Below are 23,709 nucleotides of genomic sequence, written 5' to 3'. Positions count from 1 at the left end.
GGCTGCGAGTCTATGACCGGTGACGCCGCGGCGCCGGTGAGGTGACCGACGGGTGACCGGTGGTGATCGAGCGGCAGCACGCTGCGGAAACGCGTTTTTGAGCTGGCCCGGGAATCCGCTAGAGTTCAACACGTCGCCAGGGAGCGAAGGGGAAAAACCCCGGAGCGAACACGGTGACCTGCGGACGTAGCTCAGTTGGTAGAGCACCACCTTGCCAAGGTGGATGTCGCGAGTTCGAGTCTCGTCGTCCGCTCGAAGTGGGGGATCTTCCCGAGAGCCCCTGCAGCCTCATGGTGGAGTGGCCGAGAGGCGAGGCAACGGCCTGCAAAGCCGTCTACACGGGTTCAAATCCCGTCTCCACCTCCAAGGACGATTAGCTCAGCGGGAGAGCGCTTCCCTGACACGGAAGAGGTCACTGGTTCAATCCCAGTATCGTCCACTGATCCGCAAGGATCCCCGCGCGATTAGCTCAGCGGGAGAGCGCTTCCCTGACACGGAAGAGGTCACTGGTTCAATCCCAGTATCGCGCACGCAGCACCTGCAGTACCGGTTCCACCTGCGGCTTCACGGCCGTTTCCGCGCGATTAGCTCAGCGGGAGAGCGCTTCCCTGACACGGAAGAGGTCACTGGTTCAATCCCAGTATCGCGCACCATCCGCAAGCCCCGGCCGTCTCGACGGCCGGGGCTTCTGCGTGGTGCGGGTGCGCCGCCGGGGAGCGGGTGGGGCCCCGCGGGCGGGGCCCCGGGGCGCCTCAGGAGGAGAAGAGCATCCGGCCGAAGCCGCCCTTGTGGTGGCCGTGGTGACCGTGGCCGTGACCGTGGCCGCCGTGGTGCGGGGCGCCCCAGGCGGGGGCGGGGGCGGCGTGCGCGGCCGGGTAGGGGGCCGGGGGCGCGGCGGGCGGCGGGACCTGGCCGTACTGGCCCGCGATGTACTGGGACTCCAGACGGGTCAGCGCCTCCAGCTCGCCGTAGTCGAGGAAGATGCCGCGGCAGCCGCTGCACTGCTCGATCTGGACACCGTTGCGGTTGTAGGTGTGCATCATCGCGTGACACTTCGGACACTGCATGACCGGATCAACTCCTCGCCGTCTGCTTCGACACCGGATGCCTGCCCGGTGGCGTGAAGCTCACCCTACGACGGAGCCTGCGGCTCCAAGTCGGGCGGGAGGGTGGCGATTCGGGCGCAAGAGTCCACCATCAGCCGTTCCAGGTCGTCGAGTCGGCGGCGGTTTTCTACCGATTTGGCCAGGGCCAGAGCGGCGGTCTGCACGGTCAGGGCCCGGGCGGCGAGGTCCAGTTCCGGCCACGGGTCGGAGCCGGGCGGCCCGGCCGCGGGGCCTCCGGCGGCGCGGTAGGAGTCGAGGAAGCGAACCCAGGTGCCGGTGTCGAGGAGCCCGGCGGCGTACCAGGCGGCCGGCCGGGCCAGATCCCAGGCGGGGGTCCCGATGCCGAGGTCGTCGACGTCGATGAGCCGCCAGCCGCCGTCGGGTCCGGGCCCCCGGACCAACTGCCCGAGGTGCAGGTCCCCGTGGCACAGCGCCCCGCCCCGGGGGGCCGGCGCCTCCCCCCGCACCCAGGCGGGCAGGGCCCGGGCGGCGGCGCGCACGAGGTCGCCCGCGGAGCGGCCCTCGGCGGGGCCGGGCACGAGGGCGGCACCGGTACGGGATCCGGCGGAACCCGGCGCACCGGCGGCAGCGGGGGCGGCCGGGGCGCTGTCCGCCCCCGCGGGAGCGGCCGCCCCCGCGGGAGCGACGGCAGCGGCGCCGGCAGCCCGGCCCGGAGCCGTCGCCCGCGCCAGGCGGCGCAGGGCCCGGGCCAGTTTGGCCGGGCCGCGCATCGGCGGGACCGGGCCCGGCAGCCGGTGCACGGGCACCTGGTGCAGGGCCGCCAGCAGCCGGGCGGCGGCCTCCCAGGGGGCGTCCTCGGGGCGCTCCGGGTCGACCGGGGCCCCGTACGGCCAGAGGGACACGGGGCGGCCCCCGAGGTAGCCGACCTCGGGGCGCAGCGGGGCCAGCAGCACGCCGGCCAGCGCCTCGTCCGCGGCGATCCGCATCCGTACGGCGAGGCCCTCGCGGTCGCTGTCCCCGGCATGCGCCTTGGCCACGATCTCGCCGCAGCGCACGACGGTCCCGTCCTCCCGCTCGGCGAGGAGTTCGTACGGGGCGTCCCGCTCCCCCGCGCCGGCGTACGCCGCGAGGGCGGCGGGCAGTGGCTCCTGGTTCATCGCGGCTCCACGGCTCCCGTCGCTGGTGTCTCGGGAGCAGGTTACGGAACTGCGGGACGCCATGAAGAAGGGTGCTGCCCGTCCGACTCCCCAGTCGTACGGGCAGCACCCTTCTCCTGCCGTCCGTCGCGCCCCCGTCCCCACGGGGTTCGACGGGCCGATGTCCCGGTCCGGGCCGCTCTCCCGGACCCGGGGCGCCGCTCAGCGCCCCAGCATCACGCCCACGGACGACGCCTGTGCCGCCACCTGGTCGAATCCTCCGAAGAGGAAGAGCAGGAGGGCGGCCAGGGGGAGCACCATGGCCGCGGCCACCAGTGGATGGCGCGTGCCGGACTCATGGCCGTTGAACGCGAATGCCTTGCGTCCGTGCCGTGCGATGTCCGCCATGGTCCTCTCCCTGTCGGTCGGCAGCGGCGGGCTCGTGACCTCGGGGGACGAGTGCGCCACCCGCCGCTTGTCTTCAACACTAGGCGGGCGCACGGCCCCTGGCCTCCTGCCCTCGTACCCATTGGCAGGCCTCCAGGAGGATGACGGGACCACCCCTGGCGTACTCCCCTGGGTGGAGACCGCTCTCCCGTACTGGGGGTCTTCCCGGAGGGGATGACCGGGGGGTGGTGACTTCGCTCACTTCCTTCACTCCCCGCGCATGCGTGTCTGCCGACGGGGTACGCACAAGATCCCTCTGCCGCTCGGTCCCGCGCACGCGCCCCCGGCCTGCCGTGCGCCCGGCACACCACCCTCGCGGGCGCCTCAATCCCCTTGGTGCCAGGGCCGTTTGGCCGTACCGGCAAGTGCCGTACGGACAGGGGTCCGTGCGGGTGAGGAACCTCAAGTGGGCTGTGCCGCACTGACCATCGAATCTTCCGGCGAGGGCGCGGCCTCTGAGCGCTCATGGCGGATGGTCCGTAAGCTGTGGCAGGTCAACAGGACGACCGGTCAGCGGGGTGGACATGGCGATGATGCGGCTCCGGCGCGAGGACCCGCGTGTCGTCGGCTCATTCAGGCTGCACCGACGGCTGGGCGCCGGCGGCATGGGCGTGGTCTACCTGGGATCCGACCGGCGCGGCCAGCGTGTCGCGCTCAAGGTGATCCGGCCGGATCTGGCCGAGGACCAGGAGTTCCGCTCGCGGTTCGCGCGCGAGGTGTCCGCCGCCCGGCGGATCCGCGGCGGGTGCACCGCGCGCCTGGTGGCCGCGGACCTGGAGGCGGAGCGGCCGTGGTTCGCCACCCAGTACGTGCCGGGCCCGTCCCTGCACGACAAGGTGGCCGAGGAGGGTCCCCTCACGGCTGCGCAGATCGCCGCGATCGGCGCCGCGCTCTCCGAGGGACTGGTCGCCGTGCACGAGGCGGGGGTCGTCCACCGCGATCTCAAGCCCTCGAACATTCTTCTGTCTCCCAAGGGCCCCCGGATCATCGACTTCGGGATCGCCTGGGCCACCGGTGCGAGCACCCTCACCCATGTGGGCACGGCCGTCGGCTCCCCCGGCTTCCTCGCGCCCGAACAGGTGCGCGGGGCCGCCGTCACCCCGGCCACCGACGTGTTCGCGCTGGGCGCCACCCTCGCCTACGCGGCGACCGCCGACTCCCCCTTCGGGCACGGCAGTTCCGAGGTCATGCTGTACCGCGTGGTGCACGAGGAGCCGCATCTGGTCGGGGTCCCGGACGCGCTCGCGCCCCTCGTACAGGCCTGCCTGGCCAAGGATCCCGAGGAGCGGCCCAGCACGCTGCAGCTGTCGATGCGGCTGAAGGAGATCGCGGCCCGCGAGGCGCACGGGCTGTCCGACGGGCGCCCGCCCGCGCAGCGCGCCCGGACCGAGCGGCCCACCGGGCGGCTGGCGGAGCGGGCCGATGCGTACACGGACCAGCGCACGGAGCGCCGCACCGGCGGCACGCCCGCGCCCCAGCCGCCGAGCCAGGGACAGGGCCCGGACAGCGGTCCGCACACCCGGCCCGCCCCCGCACGGCCCTCGGCCTCGCGGCCCTCGTCCGCGCGGAACCCGGGCGGCCCGTCCTCCCGGCCGACCGCGGGGCGTACGGGCGGCCGCCCGGCCCCGCGGACGACGGGCACGGGGCGGCGCCCCTCGCGCCCGGACCCCAAACTGATGCGGCAGCGGCTGATCGTGTTCGTCGTGGTGACGCTGATCGTCGCGCTGGGGATCGCCGCCGCCCAGAAGTTCTAGGGCGACGTACTCGGCCGTACTCGCGCGCTCCGACGACGCGGCGAGGTGAGGCGCGGTGCCAGGGGTCGCGGGCCGGGCGGGACGTGCGGACCCCCTAGCTAGACCTCCGGCGGGGTGGGGGCCTGGGGCGGGCGGGTCGCGTAGAAGGCCACCGCCGAGGCCGCGGCCACGTTCAGCGAGTCGATCCCCTCCGCCATCGGGATCCGGACCCACTCGTCGGCGGCCCGCAGCGCGTACGTGGACAGGCCGTGCCCCTCGGACCCGAGCATGATCGCGGAACGCTCGAAGCGCTCCGGCGGGACCTGGTCCAGCGGCGTGGCCTTCGGGCTCGGCGTCATGGCCAGGATCCGGTAGCCCGCCTCGCGGACCTTCTCGAGGTCGGCGGGCCACTGGTCCAGGCGTGCGTACGGAACCGAGAAGACGGACCCCATCGAGACCTTGATGGCGCGCCGGTAGAGCGGGTCCGCGCAGTCCGGGGAGAGCAGTATCGCGCTGATGCCGAGGGCGGCTGCGCTGCGGAACGCGGCGCCCAGGTTGGCGTGGTCGACGAAGCCCTCGAAGACGGCGATCCGTCGGCCCGCCTCCTCCCCCGCGAGCAGTTCGTCGGCCGTCGGCAGCGGCTTGCGCTGCATCGAGGCGAGGGCGCCGCGGTGCACGTGGTAGCCGGTGACGCGTTCGGCGAGCTCCGGGGTGACGGCGTAGACCGGGGCCGGGAGCTCGTCGATGACGTCGCGCATGACGTCGACCCACTTCGCGGAGAGCAGCATCGAGCGCATCTCGTACCCGGCGTCCTTGGCGCGTCTGATGACCTTCTCGCCCTCGGCGATGAACAGGCCCTCTTCGGGCTCGCGCCGGCGTCGGAGTTCGACGTCGGTCAGGCCCGTGTAGTCGCGCAGGCGCGGGTCGTCGGGGTCTTCGACGGTGATGAGATCAGCCACAGGGTGATACTGCCTTGTCCGGGGTGTGGTGCCAACGGCCCTGCCGGGCGCGGGCGCTTCAGGCGGTGGGGGTACCGACGTTGACGACCTCGCCGATCACGATGACCGCGGGCGGACGGATCCCCTCCGCCCGTACGGTCTCGCCGACGGTGGCGAGGGTGGCGTCCACGCGGCGCTGGGTGGCGGTGGTGCCCTCCTGGACGACCGCGACCGGGGTGTCGGCGGAACGGCCGTGCCGGACCAGGGCCTCGGCGATCAGGCCGATCTTGTCGACGCCCATGAGGATCACCAGGGTGCCGGTGAGCTTGGCGAGGGAGGCCCAGTCCACGAGGGAACGCGGGTCGTCGGGGCCGACGTGGCCGCTGACCACGGTGAACTCGTGCGCCACGCCGCGGTGGGTGACCGGGATGCCGACGGCACTCGGCACCGAGATGGAGCTGGAGATGCCGGGGACGACGGTGCAGGGGATGCCGGCCTCGGCGAGGGCCTGGAGCTCCTCCATGCCGCGGCCGAAGACGTACGGGTCCCCGCCCTTGAGCCGGACCACGGCCTTTCCGGCCTTGGCGTGCTCGATCAGGGCGTTGTTGATGGCCTCCTGGGCCATGTAGCGGCCGTACGGGATCTTCGCGGCGTCGATGACCTCGACGTGCGGCGGGAGTTCGTCGAGCAGGTCGCGGGGGCCGAGCCGGTCGGCGATGACCACGTCGGCCTCGGCGAGGAGGCGGCGCCCGCGGACGGTGATCAGGTCGGGGTCGCCGGGGCCGCCGCCGACGAGGGCGACGCCGGGGGTGTGCGGGCGGGCGGCCGTGAGGGAGCCGTCCCGCAGCCCCTCGACGACGGCGTCGCGGACGGCGGCGGAGCGGCGGGGGTCGTTGCCGCTCAGGACGGCGACGGTCACACCCTCGACCCGGCCGGTGGCCGGGGTCCAGGCGGTGGCCGCCTCGGCGTCGTCGGCCCGCACGCACCACACCCGGCGGCTCTCGGCCTCGGCGGACGCGGCGTCGTTGGCCGCCCGGTCCCGGGTCGCGATCAGGGCGTACCAGGCGCCGTCGAGGTCGCCGTCCTGGTAGCGGCGGCGCTCCCAGCGGATCTCGCCGGTCTCCGCCATGGCGTCCACGGAGGGCGTGGCGGAAGGGGAGATCAGCAGGACGTCGGCACCGGCCGCGACGAGCGCGGGCAGCCGACGCTGGGCGACCTGACCGCCGCCGATGACGACGACACGGCGGCCGGCGAGGCGGAGTCCTACGGGGTACGCGGGGTGTGCCGGGTGTGCCATGGCGGTTGCGGCTCCTGATGCGGCGGTGTCTGCGGGCCGCTGCTGCGCTGGAGCGGCTTGTCGGGGTGTGACGTGCGGTTTCGGTGTCCGGGTCCACGATACGACCCGGGGTCCCACCGCCGGCCCCGGACCCCCGCCGGGACCCGGCCGTGCCACAACGGCATCGGCCGTGCCCGACGGGGCCGGACCCGCCCGGCCCGGACCCGCGCCTCGAACGCCGCAGCATCCGGCCCCGCCGGCGGTTGAGGCGCGGTGGGACGGGGGCCGGGGACCGGTTACTTCTCCGTGACGCCGGCCGAGTCGAACGTGGCGACCTCGTGCATCGCGCGGGCCGCGCTCTGCACCAGGGGGAGGGCCAGCAGGGCGCCCGTGCCCTCGCCCAGGCGGAGGTCCAGGTCCACCAGCGGGCGCAGGCCGAGCTTGTTCAGGGCCGCCACGTGCCCCGGCTCCGCGCTGCGGTGGCCGGCGATGCACGCCGAGAGGGATTCGGGGGCGATGGCCCGGGCGACCAGCGCCGCCGCGCCCGCGCTCACGCCGTCCAGGATCACGGGAGTCCGGAGGGACGCGCCGCCGAGGAGGAGGCCGACGATGGCCGCGTGCTCCAGGCCGCCGATGGCCGCCAGGACGCCGATCGGGTCCGCCGGGTCCGGCTGGTGGAGTTCCAGCGCGCGGCGCACGACCTCGACCTTGCGGGCGTGCGTCTCGTCGTTGATGCCCGTGCCGCGTCCGGTGACCTCCGACGGGTCGACCCCGGTGAACACCGAGATCAGCGCCGCCGACACCGTCGTGTTCGCGATGCCCATCTCGCCCGTGAGCAGTGCCTTGTTGCCCGCCGCGACCAGGTCGCGGGCGGTCTCGATGCCCACCTCGATGGCCGCGACGGCCTCCTCGCGGGTCATCGCAGGGCCCGTCGAGAGGTCGGCCGTGCCCGGGCGGACCTTGCGCGGGAGCAGGCCCGGCGTGGCCGGGAGGTCGCCGGCGACGCCGACGTCGATGACACAGACCTCGGCGCCCACCTGGTTGGCGAACGCGTTGCAGACCGCGCCGCCGCCCAGGAAGTTGGCGACCATCTGCGTGGTGACCTCCTGGGGCCACGGGGTGACGCCCTGGGCGTGGACCCCGTGGTCGCCCGCGAAGATCGCGACCGCGGCCGGCTCCGGGATCGGCGGCGGGCAGACCCGGGAGAGGCCGCTGAGCTGGGCGGAGATGATTTCGAGCATGCCCAGGGCCCCGGCGGGCTTGGTCATGCGCTTCTGGCGCTCCCACGCCTCGCCCAGCGCCTTCGCGTCGAGCGGGCGGATGCTGGCGACCGTCTCCGAGAGCAGGTCGTGCGGCTCCTCGCCGGGCAGCGCGCGGCGGCCGTACGTCTCCTCGTGCACGACCCAGGCCAGCGGCCGGCGCTTCGACCAGCCGGCCTGCGCCAGCTCGGGCTCCTCCGGGAACTCGTCGACGTAGCCGACGCACAGGTACGCGACGACCTCGAGGTGCTCCGGGAGGCCGAGCTCGCGGACCATCTCCCGCTCGTCGAAGAAGCTGACCCAGCCGACGCCGAGGCCTTCGGCGCGCGCGGCGAGCCAGAGGTTCTCGACGGCGAGGGCCGAGGAGTACGGGGCCATCTGCGGCTGGGTGTGCCGGCCGAGGGTGTGGCGGCCGCCGCGGGTGGGGTCGGCGGTGACGACGATGTTCACCGGGGTGTCGAGGATGGCCTCGATCTTGAGTTCCTTGAACTGCTTCGCCCGGCCCTTGGGCAGCGACTTCGCGTAGGCCTCGCGCTGGCGCTGGGCGAGTTCGTGCATCGTCCGGCGGGTCTCGGCCGAGCGGATGACGACGAAGTCCCAGGGCTGGGAGTGGCCCACGCTGGGCGCGTGGTGCGCGGCCTCCAGGACGCGGAGCAGCACCTCGTGCGGGATCGGGTCGGTGCGGAAGCCGTTGCGGATGTCGCGGCGTTCGCGCATGACGCGCAGGACGGCCTCGCGCTCGGCGTCGGCGTACGCGGGGGCCGCTTCGCCTGCGGAGGGCTCCACGACGGGCTCGGGCGCGGCCGGGGCGACCGGTTCGGCGACTGCTTCGGCCTCGGCTTCGGCCGCCGGCTCGGGGGTGGGCTCGGCGGCGGCTGCGGGCTCCACGGCCACGACGGCCTCGGGCTCCACCGCCACGGCCTCCGGAGCAGCCTCCGGTACGGCTTCCAGCGCCACGGGGGCCTCGGGAGCGACGGGCTCCGCGGCGACGGGCTCGACGGCCTCGGGGGCCTGGACCACGGCTTCTGCGGGCAGGGTCTCCGGCTGCGGCCCGGCGGCCGGCGCCTCCGCGACCGGTACCTCGGCCACGGGTTCCGCGACGACCGGTGCGTCCGCCACGGGTACCTCCACCACCGGCACGCTCACGGGCGCAGCCTCGGCCACGACCGGCTCCGGCTCCGGCTCGACGGCGACGGCGGGCGCCACGGGGGCCTCGACGGGCTCCGCGGCGGCAGTCGCCTCGGCGACGGGCTCCGGCGCGGCCTCCACGACCGGCGCGGGCTCCGCCGCGGCGGCCGGCTCCGGCTGGGGGGCTTCCGGGGCTCCGGGGACTTCGGCGGCCACGGGGGCCTCGGCTGCCACCAGAGCCTCGGCTGCCACCGGGACTACGGCCGGCTCCGGGACCACGGCGGACGCCGGCTCCGCCGTCCACGGCTCACCGGCCTGCGGCGGGATCTCGCCCGGCTGCGGCGCGGCCGGTACGGCGGCGGCCTCGGGGCGCGGGACGTCAAGGTACTCGGGACCGGCGGTCGGCGGCACGGCCACCTGCACCGGAACCGGCGCAACCGGCGCGCTCACCGCAGCCGCGGCTACCGGCACCGGCACGGGTGCGGCCACGGGTGCGGCGGCCACCACGGGCGCCACGGGAGCCGCGGCCGGACCCCGATCGGCGAGGGAACGTACGACTCCGCCGGTGGCCTCGGGCACGGGCGGACCCATGTGCAGCGGCCGACGGGCGGCCGCGGCCGGGGCGACGGGCGCGGCCGGGGCCACCGGGGCGGCCGCCTGCGGCGGGACGAGGAGGCCGCCGAGGTCGAGCGCACCGGAGTCGCGGCCGCCGGCCTCGTGCGCGCCCGCGCTGTACGAGGCGTCGGCGTAGGAGGGCTCGGGGAACCCGGGCTGTCCGGGGTACGCGGGCTCCGCGTAGGCGGCCGGCGCCTCGGGGTACTCGGCGTAGGGCGCGTCGCCGTAGGAGGTGTCGACGGGGAAGACCGGCGCGGGCGGGACGACCTGCGGGTCGCTCCACGCGCCCTGGCCGCTCGGCATCAGCAGCAGTTCCTCGTCCTCCGGCTCGGCCGGGTTGTCCACGAGGTCTTGGAAGGCGTAGCCGCCCTGGACGGGAGCGGGGACGGGGCCCTGATGCTGGACCGGAGCGGGATTGCCCTGCTGATCCACCATGCCCGCGTTGTCCGGGAGACCCTCGCCCGGTACCTGGCCGGTGTCAGTCATGCGTACCCCTCGCCCATCGGTTGTGCCTCTTCGATCGCCCGGTCGCCCACGAGGCCGCCGGGCGGCCTTGCGTGCGGGGTTGCCGTGCGACGCGTTCGTCTCTCGCACACCCTGCGCGACAACCAGTAAGCATTGTCGCGCCCGTTAGCCACCATGGCGGCCATAACTGCCATGGTCGGCTGTGGACTGCGCCACGTCGCGCATCTTGCGGTGCCGTCACCCCTGGCCAAACCAGGGCAGTACGGCCAGGTCAGTACGACGATCGGCCAGCCTACCCCGGCCTCCGGCCTAGCGGCCCACGGGGCGTTCGGCTGCCAGGAGGAAGACAACGGAACGGTCCTGTTCACCCCACGTACGGGTGTCCAGGCCCACCGACTGGAGGAGCGCGCACTCGACGGTGTAGCCGCCCTCGGTGAGCGCGCGGCCGATCGCCTCCGCCTCGTCGCGCGTGGAGGCGTGGCTGACGATCCGTTCGGGGCGGCGGTCGGCGACGGCCGCGACGACCTCGGCTCCCCCGCCGCCGATGCGGACGACGTCGGGTTCGGGGAGGTCTTCCAGTACGTGCGGTGCGCGGCCGGCGACGACCTGGAGCTGCACGCCCCGCTTGCGGGCGGCGGCAGTTGCGCGTTCACAGGCGCGCGGGTCGGCGTCGACCGCGATGACGGCGGCGCCGAACGCGGCGGCCTCCACGGCGAGTGCGCCGGAGCCGGTGCCGATGTCCCAGACCAGGTCGCCGGTGCGCGGGCCGAGGCGGGCGAGCTGGGCGGCGCGCAGTTGGGCCGACTCCCCTTCCCCCGCGTCGGCCTGGGGCCGGGCCCAGCCGCGTGCGCCGGTCTGGGCGGGGCTCTGGCCGAGCAGCCATGCCGGTTCGGCGGCGGAGGAGGAAGAGGAAACGGAGGAGGCCTGTCCGCCGATGACGATGACGACGTTGGGGTCGCGCCAGCTGTGGTCGGCGGCCCGGTCGGAGGTCAGGACGGTCACCTGTTCCCTGGCCGTGCCGAGCTCCTCGCAGATCACGAACGTGCGGTGGACCCCGCCGAGCAGCAGGGCGAGTTCGGCGGGGCCGGCGCCGGGCGAGGTGAGGACGGCGACCTTGCCGTGGGCGCGGCAGACGTTGACGGCGCGGCGCAGGGTGCGGGGGTGGGCGACGACGACCTGGGCGTCGTCCCAGGGCATGCCGGCGCGGGCGAAGGCTGCGGCGACGGAGGACACTGCGGGGACGACCTCGACCTCGAGGCCGTGCTCCGGGGCGCGCAGGGTGCGTACGGCTCCGAAGAAGCCGGGGTCCCCGTCGGCGAAGACGACGGCGGTGCCGCGGTGGCCGGCGATACGGCGGGCGGCGAGGCCGAGGCTGCCCAGGCGGATGCGTTCGGCGGTGGGCGGAACCTCGGGGAGTGCGAGGTGGTGGGCGGCGCCGGCCACGAGGGTGGCGGCGGAGAGCGCGGACCGGGCGGCCGCGGTCAGGGGCGAGCCGTCCCAGCCGATCACCGTGACCCGGTCGGCCATCGTCGTCAGTCTCCTGGGGTGGGGCGGGCGAGGTTTCGCCGGCAGGGGCGGGCACCGTGAGACTACCTGGTCACTGGGTCAGCTCCAGTCGGCGCCGACGGCGTAGCCGCTCGCGTCCACCTGTGTGCCGAGGCCGTATCCGTAGCCGTCGTGGCCGTTGTAGCCGTCCGGGTCCTCGAGGTCTTCGGGGACCAGGCTCCAGACGATGAGGTCGGTACGGGTGTCCGTCCAGGAGCCGTCGGGGTTCTGGGTGCGCACTATCCATGCGTTGCGAAGGACGCCTTCGCTGATGCAGCCGATCTTCTGGGCCACCTGCTGGGAGGCCGTGTTGTCGGCGGCGGTGCGCAGCTCGAGGCGTTCGAATCCCTGGTCGCGGAAGAGCCACTGGGCGACGGCGAGCACGGACTCGCTGGCGTAGCCCTCGCCGCGGGCCCAGGGGGCGGTGACGTAGCCGACCTCGGTGCTGCGGGTGCGCCAGTTGGTGTTCTGCAGGTGCACGATGCCGACGAGGCGCTGGGTGAGGAACTCGGCGACGGCGAAGACGATGCCTCTGCCCTCGGTGCGCTCCGCGTGGGAGTGCCGGGTGGCCCAGCCGTGGGCGTCGGCGTGGGTGTAGGGGTGCGGTACGGAGGTCCAGGCGGTGATGTGCTCGTCGTTCATCATCTCGGCGAGCGCGGTGACGTCCTCCGCATCGAAGGCGCGCAGCACCAGCCGGTCCGTGCTGATGGTGACGTCCGGGAAGGTGGTAGTCATGCGCAGCTCCATGCCTGAGAGGTGGGGCGACCGTGGTGCGGGACCGTGTGTGCGGGGCGTGGTGGTACGGGGCCGCCCCGCCACAGCATGCAGCATCGCCCGGCGGAAGTGCATGGCCGCCCCTTGCCCGGGAGCGGGCATGCAGCGGCCCCGCACGCCCGGGAGGGCGTGCGGGGCCGTAGGCACAGGTGGCGCCGGGTGGAGCCGTGGCCGGTGGGCCGGGAGCGGGGTGGGAGCGGTCAGGACTTCGGGGCGCCGAAGGCCGGGACGACCGAGCCCTGGTACTTGTCCTCGATGAACTTCTTGACCTCGTCCGAGTTCAGGAGCTTGGCGAGCTTCTCGATCCGCGGGTCCTTCTCGTTGCCGGCCTTCACCGCGAGGAAGTTGGCGTACGGATTGCCGTCGGCCTTCTCCAGGACCAGCGCGTCCTTGGCGGGCGAGAGCTTGGACTCGAGGGCGTAGTTGCCGTTGATGACGGCGGCGTCCACGTCGTTCAGGGCGCGCGGGACCGTGGCGGCCTCCAGCTCCTTGAACTCCAGGCCCTTCTTGTCGGTGATGTCGGACAGCTTGGCGCCGGTGCCGGCACCTTCCTTGAGGGTGATCAGGTTGTTCGCGGCGAGCAGCTGGAGCGCGCGGCCCTCGTTGGTGGTGTCGTTGGGGACGGCGACGGTCTGGCCGGGCTTGATGTCGGCGAGGGCCTTGACCTTCTTGGAGTAGAGGCCGAGGGGCTCCAGGTGCACGTTCACGACGGGCACGATGTGGGTGCCGTTCTTCTTGTTGAAGTCGTCGAGGTACGGCTTGTGCTGGAAGTAGTTGCCGTCGACCTGGCCCTGCTCGGTGGCGGTGTTGGGCAGGACGTAGTCCGTGAACTCCTTCACCTCCAGCTTGAGGCCTTCCTTGGCCGCGAGCTTGTCCTTGACGAAGTTCAGGATGTCGGCGTGCGGGCTCGGGGAGGCCGCGATGACGAGCGGCTTGCTCTCGTCGGCCTTGCCGCCGTCGGCCTTGGCGGAGGACGGGTCCGAGGAGCTGCCGCAGGCGGTGAGGCCGAGGGCGAGCGCGGCGGAGGCGGCGGCGAAAGCGGTGACCTTGATGTTCTTACGCACGAAGAGTGCCTTTCATTGCGGTGCAAGTGCGCAGGTCGTGCGCGGTCTTGCGGTGGTGGCCCAAGCACGACAAGTGCGGGCTTTCTGGGGTGGAGAAGTCTGGTGCGGCCTGCGGGATTCAGGCGGTCCGGCCGCGTCGGGCGAGGAGGCGGACCACGCCGTCGCCGATCAGCTGGATCACCGTGACGATGGCGATCAGGACCACGACGGTGGCGAGCATGAAGCCGGTCTCGAAGCGCTGGAAGCCGTAGGTGATGGCCTTGGAGCCGAGGCCTTCGCCGCCGACCGCGCCGGCCATGGCGGAGTAGCCGATCAGGGTGATCAGGGTGGTGGTGACGCCGGCGACCAGCGAGGGCAGGGCCTGCGGGAGGAACACCTTGCCGACCAGGGTGGGGACGCCGCCGCCCATGGACTCGACGGCCTCGATCAGGCCGTGGTCCACCTCGCGGACGGCCGTCTCGACGAGGCGGGCGAAGAAGGGGATGGCGCCGATGGCGAGCGGGACGATCATGGCGGTGGGGCCGATGAAGGTGCCGACGACGGCGGTGGTGACCGGGATCAGGGCGATCAGCAGGATGATGAACGGCAGCGAGCGGCCTATGTTCACGATCACGCCGAGGACCTTGTTGAGCGGCCGGTTCTGCAGGAGGCCGCCCTTGTCCGTGAGGACGAGCAGGATGCCGATCGGCAGTCCGCCGAGCACGGTCACCAGGGTGGACCACAGCACCATGTAGAGGGTGTCGTACGTGCCCTGGGTGAGCAGGGGCTGCATCTCGGACCAGGTCACTGGGCACCATCCTTGACGAGCTGGGCGAGCTCGGCGTCGGCGTCTTCTGCGTTTTCGGTGTCGTCGGCTCCGTCGACGAGGGCGACCTGGAGGCCCTGCTCGCGCAGGAAGCCCACCGGGACGACGTTGTCCTCGTAGCGGCCGGGAAGCTCGATGCGCATACGGCCGATCTGGCGGCCGGCGACGGTGTCCATCGCGGCGCCGAGGATCGAGATGTCGATGTTGTACGTCCGCGACAGCTGGGAGATGACCGGCTGGGTGGCGGCGTCGCCGTGGAAGGTGACGTCGACGACCGTGCGTTCGGGGCCGGTGGCGGCGCCGCTGACGGGGAAGAGTTCGCCGGCGAGCTCGGAGCCGGGGGTGGCGAGCAGTTCGGCGACGGTGCCGGACTCGATGATCCGGCCCTGCTTCATCAGGGCGGCCGAGTCGCAGACGGTCTTGACGACGTCCATCTCGTGGGTGATGAGCAGGACGGTCAGGCCGAGCTGCTGGTTGAGGCCGCGCAGCAGCTGGAGGATCGAGCGGGTGGTCTCGGGGTCCAGTGCGCTGGTGGCCTCGTCGGAGAGCAGCACCTTGGGGTCGCCGGCCAGGGCGCGGGCGATGCCGACGCGCTGCTTCTGGCCGCCGGAGAGCTGGCCGGGGTAGGCCTTGGCCTTGTCGGCGAGGCCGACGAGGTCGAGGAGTTCGAGGGCCTTGCGGGAGCGCTCGCGGCCGGAGACGCCGAGGATCTCCAGGGGCAGTTCGATGTTGCCCTGGACGGTGCGCGAGGACAGCAGGTTGAAGTGCTGGAAGACCATGCCGATACGGCTGCGGGCCTCGCGGAGCTCCTTGCCGGCGCGCCGGCCGCGGCCGGCCAGGGCCGTGAGGTCGACGCCGTCGACGGTCACGGTGCCGGTGGTGGGACGCTCCAGCAGGTTCACGCAGCGGATCAGGGAGGACTTGCCGGCGCCGCTCTGGCCGATGACTCCGTAGACCTCGCCCTCGCGGACGTGCAGATCGACGCCGTCCAGGGCGGTGACCTCGCGGCCACGGGACTGGTAGACCTTCGTGAGGCCCGATGTGGTGATCACAGGAATTCCGTCGCTGTCGAGTGCACGGCGCAGCGGGCTGCCGGGCACGGGGCAAACATCTGGGACGCGATACGGGTCGAACCGGGATTTATCGGCGGTTTTCACGCATGCGCGGGGGCAGGAGCAATCCGGTCCGTACTGCCGTGCAGTGGCGGGGCGGACGGGCTCGGCCGGTCTCGCTTCGGGGCGCGGGACTCAGGAGAGGGGCCCTCAGAAGGCGCACATTCGACACATACAACGAGCACCGGGCGTCATCGTCGCCTCGGTCGCAAGGGTGCGGCTGCTCGTCGTGGTCATGGGCCCAAGTAAAGCAGACCTCTCCCTTCACCGATCAACGCCGTCCGGATAGCGGACAGAATCCGACCACATCCCGGACAACATCGGTCAGCCCGGGCCGTCCGCCGACACTGCCGCACCGCCGTCGCCGACCTGCACGGACACGGCCGGGAGGTCCCGTACGACCGCATCCGCATCGCGCCCGGCGACGGTGTGCGCTGTGGCCGGGGCCACGGCCCGGAACGGCTTCCGGCCGGGCCTGCCGCGGGCGCACCCAGGGGCGCGCGCACCGGGTCTTTCGGCCCGTAATACCCTCGCTGCATGCTCGACGCCCTGACGGTCGCCCTCGGCGCCGCCGCACTCGCCCTCGCCGCCTGGTGCGGATTCGCCGCCCTGCGGGACCAGCCGACCAAGGACTGGCACTTCATCGGCATGGGCGTGGTGACCCTGCTGGCCCTGGCCCAGCTGGTGGTCGGCGTGGTCAAGCTGGCGCAGGGCGGCAAGCCCGACGAGGGCACGGTGATCTTCGTGGCCTACCTGGTGGGCGCCCTCGCGGCGGTCCCGGCCGCCGGACTGCTCTCGCTGAGCGAGCGGACCAAGTGGGGTTCGGTGACGGTGGCCGCGGGCGCGGTCGTCCTCGCCGTCCTCGAAGTACGGCTCTACGACATCTGGGGGACCCCCGGTGCCTGACACCGACAAGACCGCGGACGACAAGACCACGGACCCGGCCGGCGCCGCCGGCTCTCCCGCCTCCCCTGTCCCTGCCGCCCCCGCCGAGCGCAAGCGGCTGGTCTCCGGACCCGGGCTGCTGCTGGTCTGGCTGTACGGGGTGATCACGGTCGGCGCGGTCTCGCGCTCGCTCTACCAGATCTCCACCGAGTTCGACCGGGCGCCGCTCGCCTACTCGCTGTCCGCCGTGGCCGCCCTCGTGTACGCCTTCATCACGTACTCGCTGGTGCGCGGCGGGGAGACGGCCCGCAAGGCGGCGCGGATCTGCTGCGCCGCCGAGCTGACCGGCGTACTGGCCGTGGGCACCTGGACGCTGGTGCGCCCCGAGGCCTTCCCGGACGCGACCGTGTGGTCGGACTTCGGGATGGGCTACCTGTTCATCCCGGTGATCCTGCCGATCACCGGGATGCTCTGGCTGCGCGTCAGGCGCTGACCGCGAAGTCGGCCGCGTCGGTGGCCTCCTTCTCCAGGATCAGCAGACGGACGCCGTCGGACGCCGTGCGGCCGCCGACCTGTACGTACCCGGCCTTGCGGTAGAGGCGCAGGTTGGACTCGCTCTTGTGGCCGGTGTGCAGGCGGAAGCGGGCGGTCTCGCCGTGCCCCGCGAGGGCCTCCTCGACGGCGCGCAGCAGCCGGGCGCCGAGCCCGTGGCCCTGAAGGCGCGGGTGGACGCAGAGCTTGGCGATCCTGCCGGTGCCGTCCCCGTCGACGCTGCCGCGCACGGTGCCGACCACTTCGTCGCCGAGCCGGGCCACCAGTACCGTGTCCGACTCCAGCTCCGCCTTGAGGGAGTCCAGGGTCTGGGTGAGCGGCTGGATGCGGTAATTGCCGTACAGCTCGGCCTCGCGCTGGAACGCCAGGTACTGCAGTTTGAGGATCTGCTCGGTGTCCTCGGCAACTGCCGCCGAAATGGTCACGCTCATGCCCATGTGCGCATGCCTCCCGCTCACCTGGTAGCCCATTGGTCTACCGCTCCCTTCCCCGAAGGCGAGGAGCCGCAACCTCTGACGCCAGCATTCTGCGCAGACATCCCAGGCAACGGGAACGGACGGGTCCCAAACTTCCTTGTGAGATACCCAACTCTCCTGCGATTTCACGGTAGGTGAGGTCTCTGGGCGAAAGAAGTGCCCTCATGAGCTCCGGACACCGTCCGGGCAGTCGGGCGACCGCCGACCGCAGGGCCCGGTTCTCCTCCCCGTGCAGCAGGGCGTCTTCGGGTTCGGCGCCCGCGCTTCCGGGCCGGCAGCCGTAGGGGACCTCGCGGCGGGCCCGGCGCCGGGCGAGGCGGGCTTCGGCGCGCACCGCGCGGCGCAGCCAGCGCGCCGGCTCGGCCGGGGCGGGTTCGTGTTCCAGCAGCCTGACCCAGACGGCTTGTTCCAGGTCGGCCGCCTCCACGCCGGCGCCCGGGGCCTCCGCGGCCGCCTCGGCGGAGAGCAGCGGGGCCAGTTCCTTCAGGAGGTCGGAGTCCTTCAGCAGGTCCATGCCGGGCGGGACGCGCGGGCTGTGCCCGGCGGTTTCCCCGCCCGGCTCAGCCCACCCGTACGTGATACTCCGCTTATCTGTTGACGCGTTGCGTGCGGGCCGCGTCCGAAAGACGCCCCTACCGGCCGCGGCCCGGGCGGAAGGCCTCGGCCGCGAGCAGTCCGGTGTCGGCGTTGTCCGTGAAGATCCCGTCGATGCCCTGTTCGAAGTACGCCTTGAAAGCGCCGAAGGCGTCCCCGTACGCCGCCGGGTCGGTGCCCTTGCGGTACTCGGCCGGCAGGAAGGTGTTCTCGTTGCGCGCGGTGTAGGGGTGCAGCACCAGCCCGCGGGCGTGGGCGTCCTTGACCAGGGTGGTCGGGGTGCCGAGCTTCCCGGCCGCATCGCGCGGGAGGATCAGGTCCATGGTGGGGCCGATGCCCTGGGCGAATCCGGCGATCCACTTCAGGCCCTCGGGCGTGACCAGGTCCGCCACCGTCCGCGGGTCCTTGGCCTGTTCGAAGTCCCAGGGCCGGGTGCCCGCGCCGGACAGCAGGACCACGCGCGGCGCGGAAACCAGCCGGGAGAGCCGCTGGATGCTGGAGGGCTCGAAGGACTGGAGGAAGAGCGGAGCGCTGCGCCCGTCACGGCCGTAGCGGCGCAGCAGCTTCGCGAGGGGCTCCTCGAGACCCAGGCCCAGGGACCGGAAGTACGTCGGGTGCTTGGTCTCGACGTGCAGCCAGACGCGCTTGCCGCGCCGCTTGCCCTCCTGGTCGGCCCAGCGCAGCACCTCTTCGAACGTGGGCACGTCCCACCGGCCGTCGTAGAGCGTGTTGCGCTGGCGGACGGCGGGGATACGTTCCTTCGCACGCAGGGTCTTCAGCTCGGCGAGGGTGAAGTCCTCGGTGAACCAGCCGGTGACCGAGACCCCGTCGATCGACTTGGCCGTACGGCGGGACGCGAACTCGGGGTGGTCGGCGACATCGGTGGTGCCGCCGATCTCGTTCTCGTGGCGGCACACCAGGTGGCCGTCCTTGGTCGGCACCAGGTCCTGCTCGACGACGTCCGCGCCCAGGTCGAGGGCGAGCCGGTAGGACCCGAGGGTGTGCTCGGGCCGGTAGCCGCAGGCGCCGCGGTGGCCGATCACCAGCGGGACGGGGAGGTCCCGGTAGTCGCCGCCGTGGCGCGCGTCGGCCGCGTACGCCGCCTCTGCCGTGTCCGCCGTCTGTGCCGTCTGTGCCGTCTGTGCCGCCGAGGCGGATCCCGCCGAGAGCCCGGCCATGCCGCCGCCCGCCGCCAGGACGGCCGCCCCCAGGACCGTGCGCCGTGCTGCCCCACCCTGTGTCATGAGTGCCACTCCTGTCGTCTGAAAGGGCCGGCGGCCCCCGGGATCTCCGGGGTCCTGCGGCCCGATTCGGCGTGGCGATCGTAGGCAGCAGCCGGTGGCGCAGGGGTGGGCCCGTGGGGAACATGGCGGAAACGTGCGTCAACACTGCGTATCCACCTCGTGAACCCGATGTGCACTCGGAGCTGACCCGCGAGTATCGTCCTCACCTGCACCACCGCCGTGTGGTGCGAAACCGAGTTTCGATGCCGGAGGGCTCACGTTGTTCCGTACATCGCTCATCAAGGCCACTGTCGGCCCGGTCATGCGCATGATGTTCCGCACCCGGGTGGAGGGCATCGAGAACATCCCGGGGTCCGGGCCGGTGATCCTGGCGGGCAACCACCTCACCTTCATCGACTCCATGATCCTTCCGCTGGTGTGCGACCGCACGGTCCACTTCATCGGCAAGGACGAGTACGTGACGGGCAAGGGCATCAAGGGCCGCGCCATGGCCTGGTTCTTCACCGGGGCCGGCATGATCCCGGTCGACCGTGACGGCGCCAACGGCGGCGTCGCCGCCCTGATGACCGGCCGCCGGATCCTCGAAGAGGGCAAGATCTTCGGGATCTACCCCGAGGGCACCCGCTCCCCCGACGGCCGCCTCTACCGCGGCCGCACCGGTATCGCCCGCCTGACGCTGATGACCGGCGCCCCCGTGGTCCCCTTCGCGATGATCGGCACCGACAAGCTCCAGCCGGGCGGCGCGGGCATGCCGCGCCCGGGCCGGGTCACCGTCCGCTTCGGCGAGCCGATGGAGTTCTCCCGCTACGAGGGGATGGACCGCGACCGCTACGTGCTGCGCGCGGTCACCGACTCCGTGATGGCGGAGGTCATGCGGCTCTCGGGCCAGGAGTACGTGGACATGTACGCCACCAAGGCCAAGGCTGCCTGACCGCGCCGGCTACTGCCGCTGGAGTGACCGGCTGACGCCCGCCGCGGTCGTCGTGGCGAGGACCCAGCCGGTCACGATCAGCACGTACGACAGCCACTGGTACCAGCCGCTCGGCGCGAAGGCCCCCTCCTGGCCGAAGCCGATGATCGGCAGCATCAGGTCGATCGTGTAGAACACCGGGTTGAATTCCGGCGCCTCCCCCGCCTTGAGCTCCCTCGGCGGGTGCAGACCGTATGCGATCGTCCCCGTCAGCAGCAGCGCCAGCAGCCAGCCCGCGGCGCGCAGTGGCCGGAAGCCGTAGCCGACGGTGGCGTCCTGCAGCACCCCCCAGAGCCTTGCGTGCCGGGGCAGGGTGCGCCGGTGCTGCCGCAGTTTGGCGAGCTGCACGGTCCGGGCTCCCGCCTCGTCGCCGACCGTGCGGTAGGCCGCGGCGAGCTGCTCGTAGGCGTACGGGAGGTAGCCGGACTCCTCCCGCTCCAGCAGCGGCAGCCGTTCCTCCGGGGGCAGGTGCGGGTGCAGCACCCGGTAGGTGAGCCCGTCGGTGCGGACCACGGGCGGCCAAGTGCCGGGTTCGGCGTAGAGCATGTCCAGCTGGCTGCGGCGCAGGTTGACGATGCCGTCGATGGGCGGGCACTTGCGGAGCCAGAACTCGCCGATCGCGCAGCTGCTGGCGCGCAGGGCCACCCCGTCCGGGTTGGCCAGCCGCGCGCGGGTGAAGATCAGCTGACCGGGAATCCGGGCGCCGGTGAGGTTGATCATCCCCTCGGCTTCCAGCCGGTGGCCGCGCAGGTCGGTGCCGACGGAGACGGTCTCGGCGTGCAGGGCGATCCCGCCGGGGCTGATCAGCTTGGCCCGGTCCAGGCTGATCAGGCCGGCGATGGTGGCACCGTTGATGCGGAGCTGGCCGTGGACGGTGAGCTCGTCGGCGATGATGTCGGTGCCTATTTCGGCATGGTTGAGCTGGAGCGGGGGTTCGTCCTCCTCGTCGGGGAGGCTGCCGGGCCCGATCACCGCCCCCTGGAGGAAGAGACCGCCGGCTATCCGGGCCCCGGTGAGCCGGACCGGCCCGGTGACGCGGCAGCAGTTCAGCCGCAGGGTGATGTCGACGCTGACGGTGGAGGCCGTGAGTCCGGGCAGCGCCGAGTCGGACAGGACCAGGGCCCGCAGCCGGGCCCCGTACAGCTGGGGTTTGCGCTCGAACCAGCAGCCGCGCAGCCGGATCGCGTGCTCGACGACGGCGTACTTGAGGTTCAGCTTGCCGGTGATCCGGGCGCCCTTGACGTTGAGCTCGGCGACCTGCCCCACCGAGATCGGGTTGCTGAGCAGCAGAGCGGCGAGCACCTCGGCGCGTACGGTCCGCTCCGGCCCCCAGGCGTGCCCCTCGGAGACGTCCTCGTCGGGGTCCGTCCGGAAGTCGACGCCCCCGCCGCGCGGGAAGGCGTCCCATACGCGGCGTTCGGCCGGGGTCAGATCGGTGATCTCCATCGCCGGGATGGTGTCCTGCGCGTCAACGGGCTGTCAACTCTGTTCATGACACCACCCCTTGCGGTGATCAGTGCGCGATGCCGTCCTGGAGCTTCTGTCCCCTGAGCAGGAACCAGGCCGCCACCGCGGTGGCCAGCAGGACGGCCGCGCCCACGCCGGAGGCGAGTCGCAGGCCGTCCACGAAGGCCTCCTGGGCGGCGCCGACCATGGTCTGCGCGGTCGCGGGGTCCACCGCCTTGGCGGCCTCGACGGCGCCGCCCAGCGATTCGTGCGCGGCGTCGGCGACCGGTCCGGGGACCGAGGCCGGGGCGGTGAAGCCCTGGTAGACGCCCGTGACGACGGAGCCGAGCAGGGCGATGCCGAGGGCCGCGCCGAGTTCGTACGCGGTCTCGGAGACGGCCGAGGCCGAACCCGCCTGCTCCTTGGGGACGCTGGAGAGGATCACGTCGGCGGTGACGGTGAAGGAGAAGCCGGCGCCGAGGCCGACGACCAGCAGGGCCGCCCCGAGCAGCGGGTAGCCGCTCTCCTTGTGGATCAGGGTGAGCGCGCCGAGCCCGAGTCCGATGGCCGCGAGGCCGCCGGTCACGATCGACCGTACCGAGTACCGGCGGGCGTAGCGGCCGGCTATCAGGCCGGTGATCACCGCGCCGATGGCGGCGGGCAGTTCGGCCAGTCCCGCCTCCAGGGGGTCGCGGCCCTGGACGAGCTGGAGGAACTGGGAGAGGAAGAAGACGAGGCCGGAGAGGCCGAAGACGGTCAGCAGGTCGGCGAGGACCGCGCCGGAGAAGCCGCGGTGCTTGAAGAGCCGCATGTCGAGGAGCGGCGACGGCAGGGCGAACTGGCGGCGGACGAAGGCGTACAGGCACGCCGCGCCGATGCCGGCGGCGGCCCCGACGCCCCAGGTCACGCCGTGGGTGGCGACTTCCTTGACGGCGTAGACGACGGTGATGACGCCGACGAGCGAGAGGGCGACGCTGACCAGGTCCCAGGGGCCGGAGACCGGGTTCTTCGACTCGGGCAGCAGCTTGATGCCGACGAGGACCAAGGCGATCATCACGGGCAGGTTGATGAGGAAGACCGAGCCCCACCAGAAGTGCTGGAGCAGGGCTCCGCCGACGACGGGTCCGATGGCCGCGCCGGCCGAGGCGGTGGCGCCCCAGATGCCGATGGCGAGGCTGCGCTCCCTGGGGTCGTGGAAGATGTTCCGGATCAGCGCGAGCGTCGACGGCATCAGCGTCGCGCCGGCCACGCCGAGCAGGGCCCGGGCCACGATCATCATCTCGGGGCTGGTGGCGTAGGCGTTGAGGACGGACACGGCGCCGAAGGCGGTCGCGCCGACCAGGAGCAGCTTCTTGCGGCCGATGCGGTCGCCGAGGGAGCCCATGGAGACGAGCAGGCCGGCGATGACGAACGAGTAGATGTCGCCGATCCACAGCAGCTGGGTGCCGGACGGCTCGAGGTCCTCGCTGAGGGAGGGCGTGGCGAGGCCGAGTACGGTGGCGTCCACCGCGACCAGCAGGACGGCCAGGACGAGCACGGAGAGCGCCAGCCAGCGTCCTCTGCTCCCCCTGCCCCTGCTCGCCTCCGCTCCCTCGTCCTTGGTCAGCTGTTCGATGCGGCTCATTTCTCCACACTCCGTCGGGCGCCACCGAGCAGCAGCTCGATGATCATGTACTGGAAGTCCTTCGCGGCGACCCGGCCGTCCATGACGGCCCAGGCGCAGGTGCCGATGAGGCCGTAGAGGGCCTCGGTGAGCCAGGCGGGGCTCAGGTCGATCCGGATGTCGCCCTGTTCCTGGCCGCGCCGGAAGAGCGCGCTCACGCGGGCGTCGAGCCGGGCCCATCCCTCGTTGACCTGGTCGCCCTCGAAGAGCTGGTTCTCGGTGACGAGGAAGGCGAGCAGCTGTGCGTTGGGCTCTGCCTCGGCGACCAGCCGGCGCAGCGCGTCGACCGCCGTGCCCTCGTCGAGGCGGGCGTTGTCGAAGGCCACCTCGAACTCCCGGATGCCGAGCTCCTCGAGGGCCCGTACGAGGGCGTCGCGCCCGGCGAAGTGCCGGTGGAGGGTCGCCCGCCCGATGCCTGCGGCGCGGGCGACCTCGTCCATCGTGGCGGTCGATTTGCGGGAAAGCAGGGCTGCGGCGTCGCGGAGCACCTGGTCACGGTCCATGGCCATGAGACA

Annotated in this window: 22 protein-coding genes and 5 tRNA genes; 9 read left to right on the top strand and 18 right to left on the bottom strand. The window is 72.7% G+C overall.

Going from position 1 to position 23,709, the window contains the following annotated elements:
• Positions 1 to 180: 180 nt before the first annotated feature.
• From AB0I68_RS33800 to AB0I68_RS33780, 5 genes are all read left to right on the top strand, one after another.
• A tRNA-Gly gene (locus AB0I68_RS33800) sits at positions 181 to 253 on the top strand.
• Between the two features lie 39 nt (positions 254 to 292).
• A tRNA-Cys gene (locus AB0I68_RS33795) sits at positions 293 to 366 on the top strand.
• 1 nt (position 367) lies between these two features.
• Positions 368 to 439 (top strand) — tRNA-Val (locus AB0I68_RS33790).
• A gap of 19 nt (positions 440 to 458) precedes the next feature.
• Positions 459 to 530: transfer RNA gene (locus AB0I68_RS33785), tRNA-Val, on the top strand.
• Positions 531 to 578: 48 nt separating this feature from the next.
• Positions 579 to 653: transfer RNA gene (locus AB0I68_RS33780), tRNA-Val, on the top strand.
• A 99-nt stretch (positions 654 to 752) separates the two neighbouring features.
• On the opposite strand, the gene AB0I68_RS33775 is transcribed toward AB0I68_RS33780, so the two are convergent.
• From AB0I68_RS33775 to AB0I68_RS33765, 3 genes are all read right to left on the bottom strand, one after another.
• Complete coding sequence (locus AB0I68_RS33775) at positions 753 to 1,067, bottom strand: zf-TFIIB domain-containing protein (RefSeq protein ID WP_363181206.1); 315 nt, start codon at positions 1,065 to 1,067, stop codon at positions 753 to 755.
• A 65-nt stretch (positions 1,068 to 1,132) separates the two neighbouring features.
• Positions 1,133 to 2,224, bottom strand: a complete 1,092-nt coding sequence (locus tag AB0I68_RS33770) for a phosphotransferase (RefSeq protein WP_363181205.1) — start codon at positions 2,222 to 2,224, stop codon at positions 1,133 to 1,135.
• Positions 2,225 to 2,425: 201 nt separating this feature from the next.
• The gene (locus tag AB0I68_RS33765; RefSeq protein WP_030860094.1) at positions 2,426 to 2,611 is read right to left on the bottom strand and encodes a hypothetical protein; all 186 of its coding nucleotides are present in this window, start codon (positions 2,609 to 2,611) and stop codon (positions 2,426 to 2,428) included.
• A 563-nt stretch (positions 2,612 to 3,174) separates the two neighbouring features.
• Between AB0I68_RS33765 and AB0I68_RS33760 the strand changes: the two genes are divergently transcribed.
• The gene (locus AB0I68_RS33760; RefSeq protein ID WP_363181204.1) at positions 3,175 to 4,404 is read left to right on the top strand and encodes a protein kinase; all 1,230 of its coding nucleotides are present in this window, start codon (positions 3,175 to 3,177) and stop codon (positions 4,402 to 4,404) included.
• Positions 4,405 to 4,502: 98 nt separating this feature from the next.
• Here AB0I68_RS33760 and AB0I68_RS33755 read toward each other — a convergent pair whose 3' ends face one another.
• From AB0I68_RS33755 to AB0I68_RS33715, 9 genes are all read right to left on the bottom strand, one after another.
• Positions 4,503 to 5,342 carry an RNA methyltransferase gene (locus tag AB0I68_RS33755; RefSeq protein WP_363181203.1) on the bottom strand — a complete coding sequence of 280 codons (840 nt, stop codon included), beginning with the start codon at positions 5,340 to 5,342 and terminating at the stop codon, positions 4,503 to 4,505.
• A 58-nt stretch (positions 5,343 to 5,400) separates the two neighbouring features.
• The gene (gene cobA / locus AB0I68_RS33750; RefSeq protein WP_363181202.1) at positions 5,401 to 6,618 is read right to left on the bottom strand and encodes a uroporphyrinogen-III C-methyltransferase; all 1,218 of its coding nucleotides are present in this window, start codon (positions 6,616 to 6,618) and stop codon (positions 5,401 to 5,403) included.
• A 275-nt stretch (positions 6,619 to 6,893) separates the two neighbouring features.
• Positions 6,894 to 10,085, bottom strand: a complete 3,192-nt coding sequence (gene cobT, locus AB0I68_RS33745; protein ID WP_363181201.1) for a nicotinate-nucleotide--dimethylbenzimidazole phosphoribosyltransferase — start codon at positions 10,083 to 10,085, stop codon at positions 6,894 to 6,896.
• 288 nt (positions 10,086 to 10,373) lie between these two features.
• Positions 10,374 to 11,591: a precorrin-6y C5,15-methyltransferase (decarboxylating) subunit CbiE gene (gene cbiE, locus AB0I68_RS33740; protein WP_363181200.1), complete on the bottom strand. Its 1,218-nt coding sequence runs from the start codon at positions 11,589 to 11,591 to the stop codon at positions 10,374 to 10,376.
• A gap of 78 nt (positions 11,592 to 11,669) precedes the next feature.
• Positions 11,670 to 12,344 carry a GNAT family N-acetyltransferase gene (locus AB0I68_RS33735; RefSeq protein ID WP_363181199.1) on the bottom strand — a complete coding sequence of 225 codons (675 nt, stop codon included), beginning with the start codon at positions 12,342 to 12,344 and terminating at the stop codon, positions 11,670 to 11,672.
• Positions 12,345 to 12,583: 239 nt separating this feature from the next.
• On the bottom strand, positions 12,584 to 13,447 hold the full coding sequence (locus AB0I68_RS33730) for a MetQ/NlpA family ABC transporter substrate-binding protein (protein ID WP_363181198.1): 864 nt from the start codon (positions 13,445 to 13,447) through the stop codon (positions 12,584 to 12,586).
• Between the two features lie 118 nt (positions 13,448 to 13,565).
• The gene (locus AB0I68_RS33725; protein ID WP_363181197.1) at positions 13,566 to 14,234 is read right to left on the bottom strand and encodes a methionine ABC transporter permease; all 669 of its coding nucleotides are present in this window, start codon (positions 14,232 to 14,234) and stop codon (positions 13,566 to 13,568) included.
• Positions 14,231 to 15,304 (bottom strand): ATP-binding cassette domain-containing protein, encoded by a 1,074-nt coding sequence (locus AB0I68_RS33720; RefSeq protein ID WP_363181196.1) that lies wholly within the window; start codon positions 15,302 to 15,304, stop codon positions 14,231 to 14,233. Before AB0I68_RS33720 ends, AB0I68_RS33725 begins: the two co-directional genes overlap by 4 nt.
• A gap of 384 nt (positions 15,305 to 15,688) precedes the next feature.
• The gene (locus tag AB0I68_RS33715; protein WP_363181195.1) at positions 15,689 to 15,814 is read right to left on the bottom strand and encodes a hypothetical protein; all 126 of its coding nucleotides are present in this window, start codon (positions 15,812 to 15,814) and stop codon (positions 15,689 to 15,691) included.
• Between the two features lie 87 nt (positions 15,815 to 15,901).
• Between AB0I68_RS33715 and AB0I68_RS33710 the strand changes: the two genes are divergently transcribed.
• Both AB0I68_RS33710 and AB0I68_RS33705 read left to right on the top strand, forming a co-directional pair.
• Complete coding sequence (locus AB0I68_RS33710; RefSeq protein WP_363181194.1) at positions 15,902 to 16,270, top strand: hypothetical protein; 369 nt, start codon at positions 15,902 to 15,904, stop codon at positions 16,268 to 16,270.
• Between the two features lie 97 nt (positions 16,271 to 16,367).
• Positions 16,368 to 16,742 carry a hypothetical protein gene (locus tag AB0I68_RS33705; RefSeq protein WP_363181236.1) on the top strand — a complete coding sequence of 125 codons (375 nt, stop codon included), beginning with the start codon at positions 16,368 to 16,370 and terminating at the stop codon, positions 16,740 to 16,742.
• On the opposite strand, the gene AB0I68_RS33700 is transcribed toward AB0I68_RS33705, so the two are convergent.
• From AB0I68_RS33700 to AB0I68_RS33690, 3 genes are all read right to left on the bottom strand, one after another.
• A complete protein-coding gene (locus AB0I68_RS33700) occupies positions 16,732 to 17,238 on the bottom strand; it encodes a GNAT family N-acetyltransferase (protein WP_363181235.1) in 507 nt (168 codons plus the stop codon). The two genes, AB0I68_RS33705 and AB0I68_RS33700, sit on opposite strands and share 11 nt — an antisense overlap.
• A gap of 37 nt (positions 17,239 to 17,275) precedes the next feature.
• Positions 17,276 to 17,791: a sigma-70 family RNA polymerase sigma factor gene (locus AB0I68_RS33695; RefSeq protein WP_363181193.1), complete on the bottom strand. Its 516-nt coding sequence runs from the start codon at positions 17,789 to 17,791 to the stop codon at positions 17,276 to 17,278.
• 118 nt (positions 17,792 to 17,909) lie between these two features.
• Complete coding sequence (locus AB0I68_RS33690) at positions 17,910 to 19,115, bottom strand: glycerophosphodiester phosphodiesterase (protein ID WP_363181192.1); 1,206 nt, start codon at positions 19,113 to 19,115, stop codon at positions 17,910 to 17,912.
• 301 nt (positions 19,116 to 19,416) lie between these two features.
• Here AB0I68_RS33690 and AB0I68_RS33685 point away from each other — a divergent pair, with 301 nt between their 5' ends.
• Positions 19,417 to 20,046, top strand: coding sequence for a lysophospholipid acyltransferase family protein (locus tag AB0I68_RS33685; RefSeq protein WP_109781046.1), 630 nt, complete (start codon positions 19,417 to 19,419; stop codon positions 20,044 to 20,046).
• A gap of 9 nt (positions 20,047 to 20,055) precedes the next feature.
• Here the strand turns inward: AB0I68_RS33685 and AB0I68_RS33680 are convergent, their stop codons facing one another.
• From AB0I68_RS33680 to AB0I68_RS33670, 3 genes are all read right to left on the bottom strand, one after another.
• Entirely contained in the window at positions 20,056 to 21,531 is a 1,476-nt protein-coding gene (locus tag AB0I68_RS33680; protein WP_363181191.1) for a membrane-associated oxidoreductase, read from the bottom strand.
• Between the two features lie 67 nt (positions 21,532 to 21,598).
• Entirely contained in the window at positions 21,599 to 23,155 is a 1,557-nt protein-coding gene (locus tag AB0I68_RS33675; RefSeq protein ID WP_363181190.1) for an MFS transporter, read from the bottom strand.
• Positions 23,152 to 23,703, bottom strand: a complete 552-nt coding sequence (locus AB0I68_RS33670) for a helix-turn-helix domain-containing protein (RefSeq protein WP_363181189.1) — start codon at positions 23,701 to 23,703, stop codon at positions 23,152 to 23,154. Before AB0I68_RS33670 ends, AB0I68_RS33675 begins: the two co-directional genes overlap by 4 nt.
• Positions 23,704 to 23,709 lie beyond the last annotated feature (6 nt).

The sequence above is a fragment of the Streptomyces sp. NPDC050448 genome (assembly GCF_040655295.1).
Classification (GTDB): Bacteria; Actinomycetota; Actinomycetes; order Streptomycetales; family Streptomycetaceae; genus Streptomyces.
This window is presented reverse-complemented; position numbering and strand designations above follow the sequence as displayed.

What these genes read in the sequence shown, in the direction of transcription:
- cobT (WP_363181201.1), bottom strand. Translation starts at nt 10,085, where the DNA reads ATGACTGACACCGGCCAGGTACCGGGCGAGGGTCTCCCGGACAACGCG.
- AB0I68_RS33775 (WP_363181206.1), bottom strand. Translation starts at nt 1,067, where the DNA reads ATGCAGTGTCCGAAGTGTCACGCGATGATGCACACCTACAACCGCAAC.
- cobA (WP_363181202.1), bottom strand. Translation starts at nt 6,618, where the DNA reads ATGGCACACCCGGCACACCCCGCGTACCCCGTAGGACTCCGCCTCGCC.
- AB0I68_RS33690 (WP_363181192.1), bottom strand. Translation starts at nt 19,115, where the DNA reads ATGACACAGGGTGGGGCAGCACGGCGCACGGTCCTGGGGGCGGCCGTC.
- AB0I68_RS33760 (WP_363181204.1), top strand. Translation starts at nt 3,175, where the DNA reads ATGGCGATGATGCGGCTCCGGCGCGAGGACCCGCGTGTCGTCGGCTCA.
- AB0I68_RS33695 (WP_363181193.1), bottom strand. Translation starts at nt 17,791, where the DNA reads ATGGACCTGCTGAAGGACTCCGACCTCCTGAAGGAACTGGCCCCGCTG.
- cbiE (WP_363181200.1), bottom strand. Translation starts at nt 11,591, where the DNA reads ATGGCCGACCGGGTCACGGTGATCGGCTGGGACGGCTCGCCCCTGACC.
- AB0I68_RS33710 (WP_363181194.1), top strand. Translation starts at nt 15,902, where the DNA reads ATGCTCGACGCCCTGACGGTCGCCCTCGGCGCCGCCGCACTCGCCCTC.
- AB0I68_RS33685 (WP_109781046.1), top strand. Translation starts at nt 19,417, where the DNA reads ATGCGCATGATGTTCCGCACCCGGGTGGAGGGCATCGAGAACATCCCG.
- AB0I68_RS33735 (WP_363181199.1), bottom strand. Translation starts at nt 12,344, where the DNA reads ATGACTACCACCTTCCCGGACGTCACCATCAGCACGGACCGGCTGGTG.
- AB0I68_RS33675 (WP_363181190.1), bottom strand. Translation starts at nt 23,155, where the DNA reads ATGAGCCGCATCGAACAGCTGACCAAGGACGAGGGAGCGGAGGCGAGC.
- AB0I68_RS33770 (WP_363181205.1), bottom strand. Translation starts at nt 2,224, where the DNA reads ATGAACCAGGAGCCACTGCCCGCCGCCCTCGCGGCGTACGCCGGCGCG.
- AB0I68_RS33670 (WP_363181189.1), bottom strand. Translation starts at nt 23,703, where the DNA reads ATGGCCATGGACCGTGACCAGGTGCTCCGCGACGCCGCAGCCCTGCTT.
- AB0I68_RS33765 (WP_030860094.1), bottom strand. Translation starts at nt 2,611, where the DNA reads ATGGCGGACATCGCACGGCACGGACGCAAGGCATTCGCGTTCAACGGC.
- AB0I68_RS33680 (WP_363181191.1), bottom strand. Translation starts at nt 21,531, where the DNA reads ATGGAGATCACCGATCTGACCCCGGCCGAACGCCGCGTATGGGACGCC.
- AB0I68_RS33700 (WP_363181235.1), bottom strand. Translation starts at nt 17,238, where the DNA reads ATGGGCATGAGCGTGACCATTTCGGCGGCAGTTGCCGAGGACACCGAG.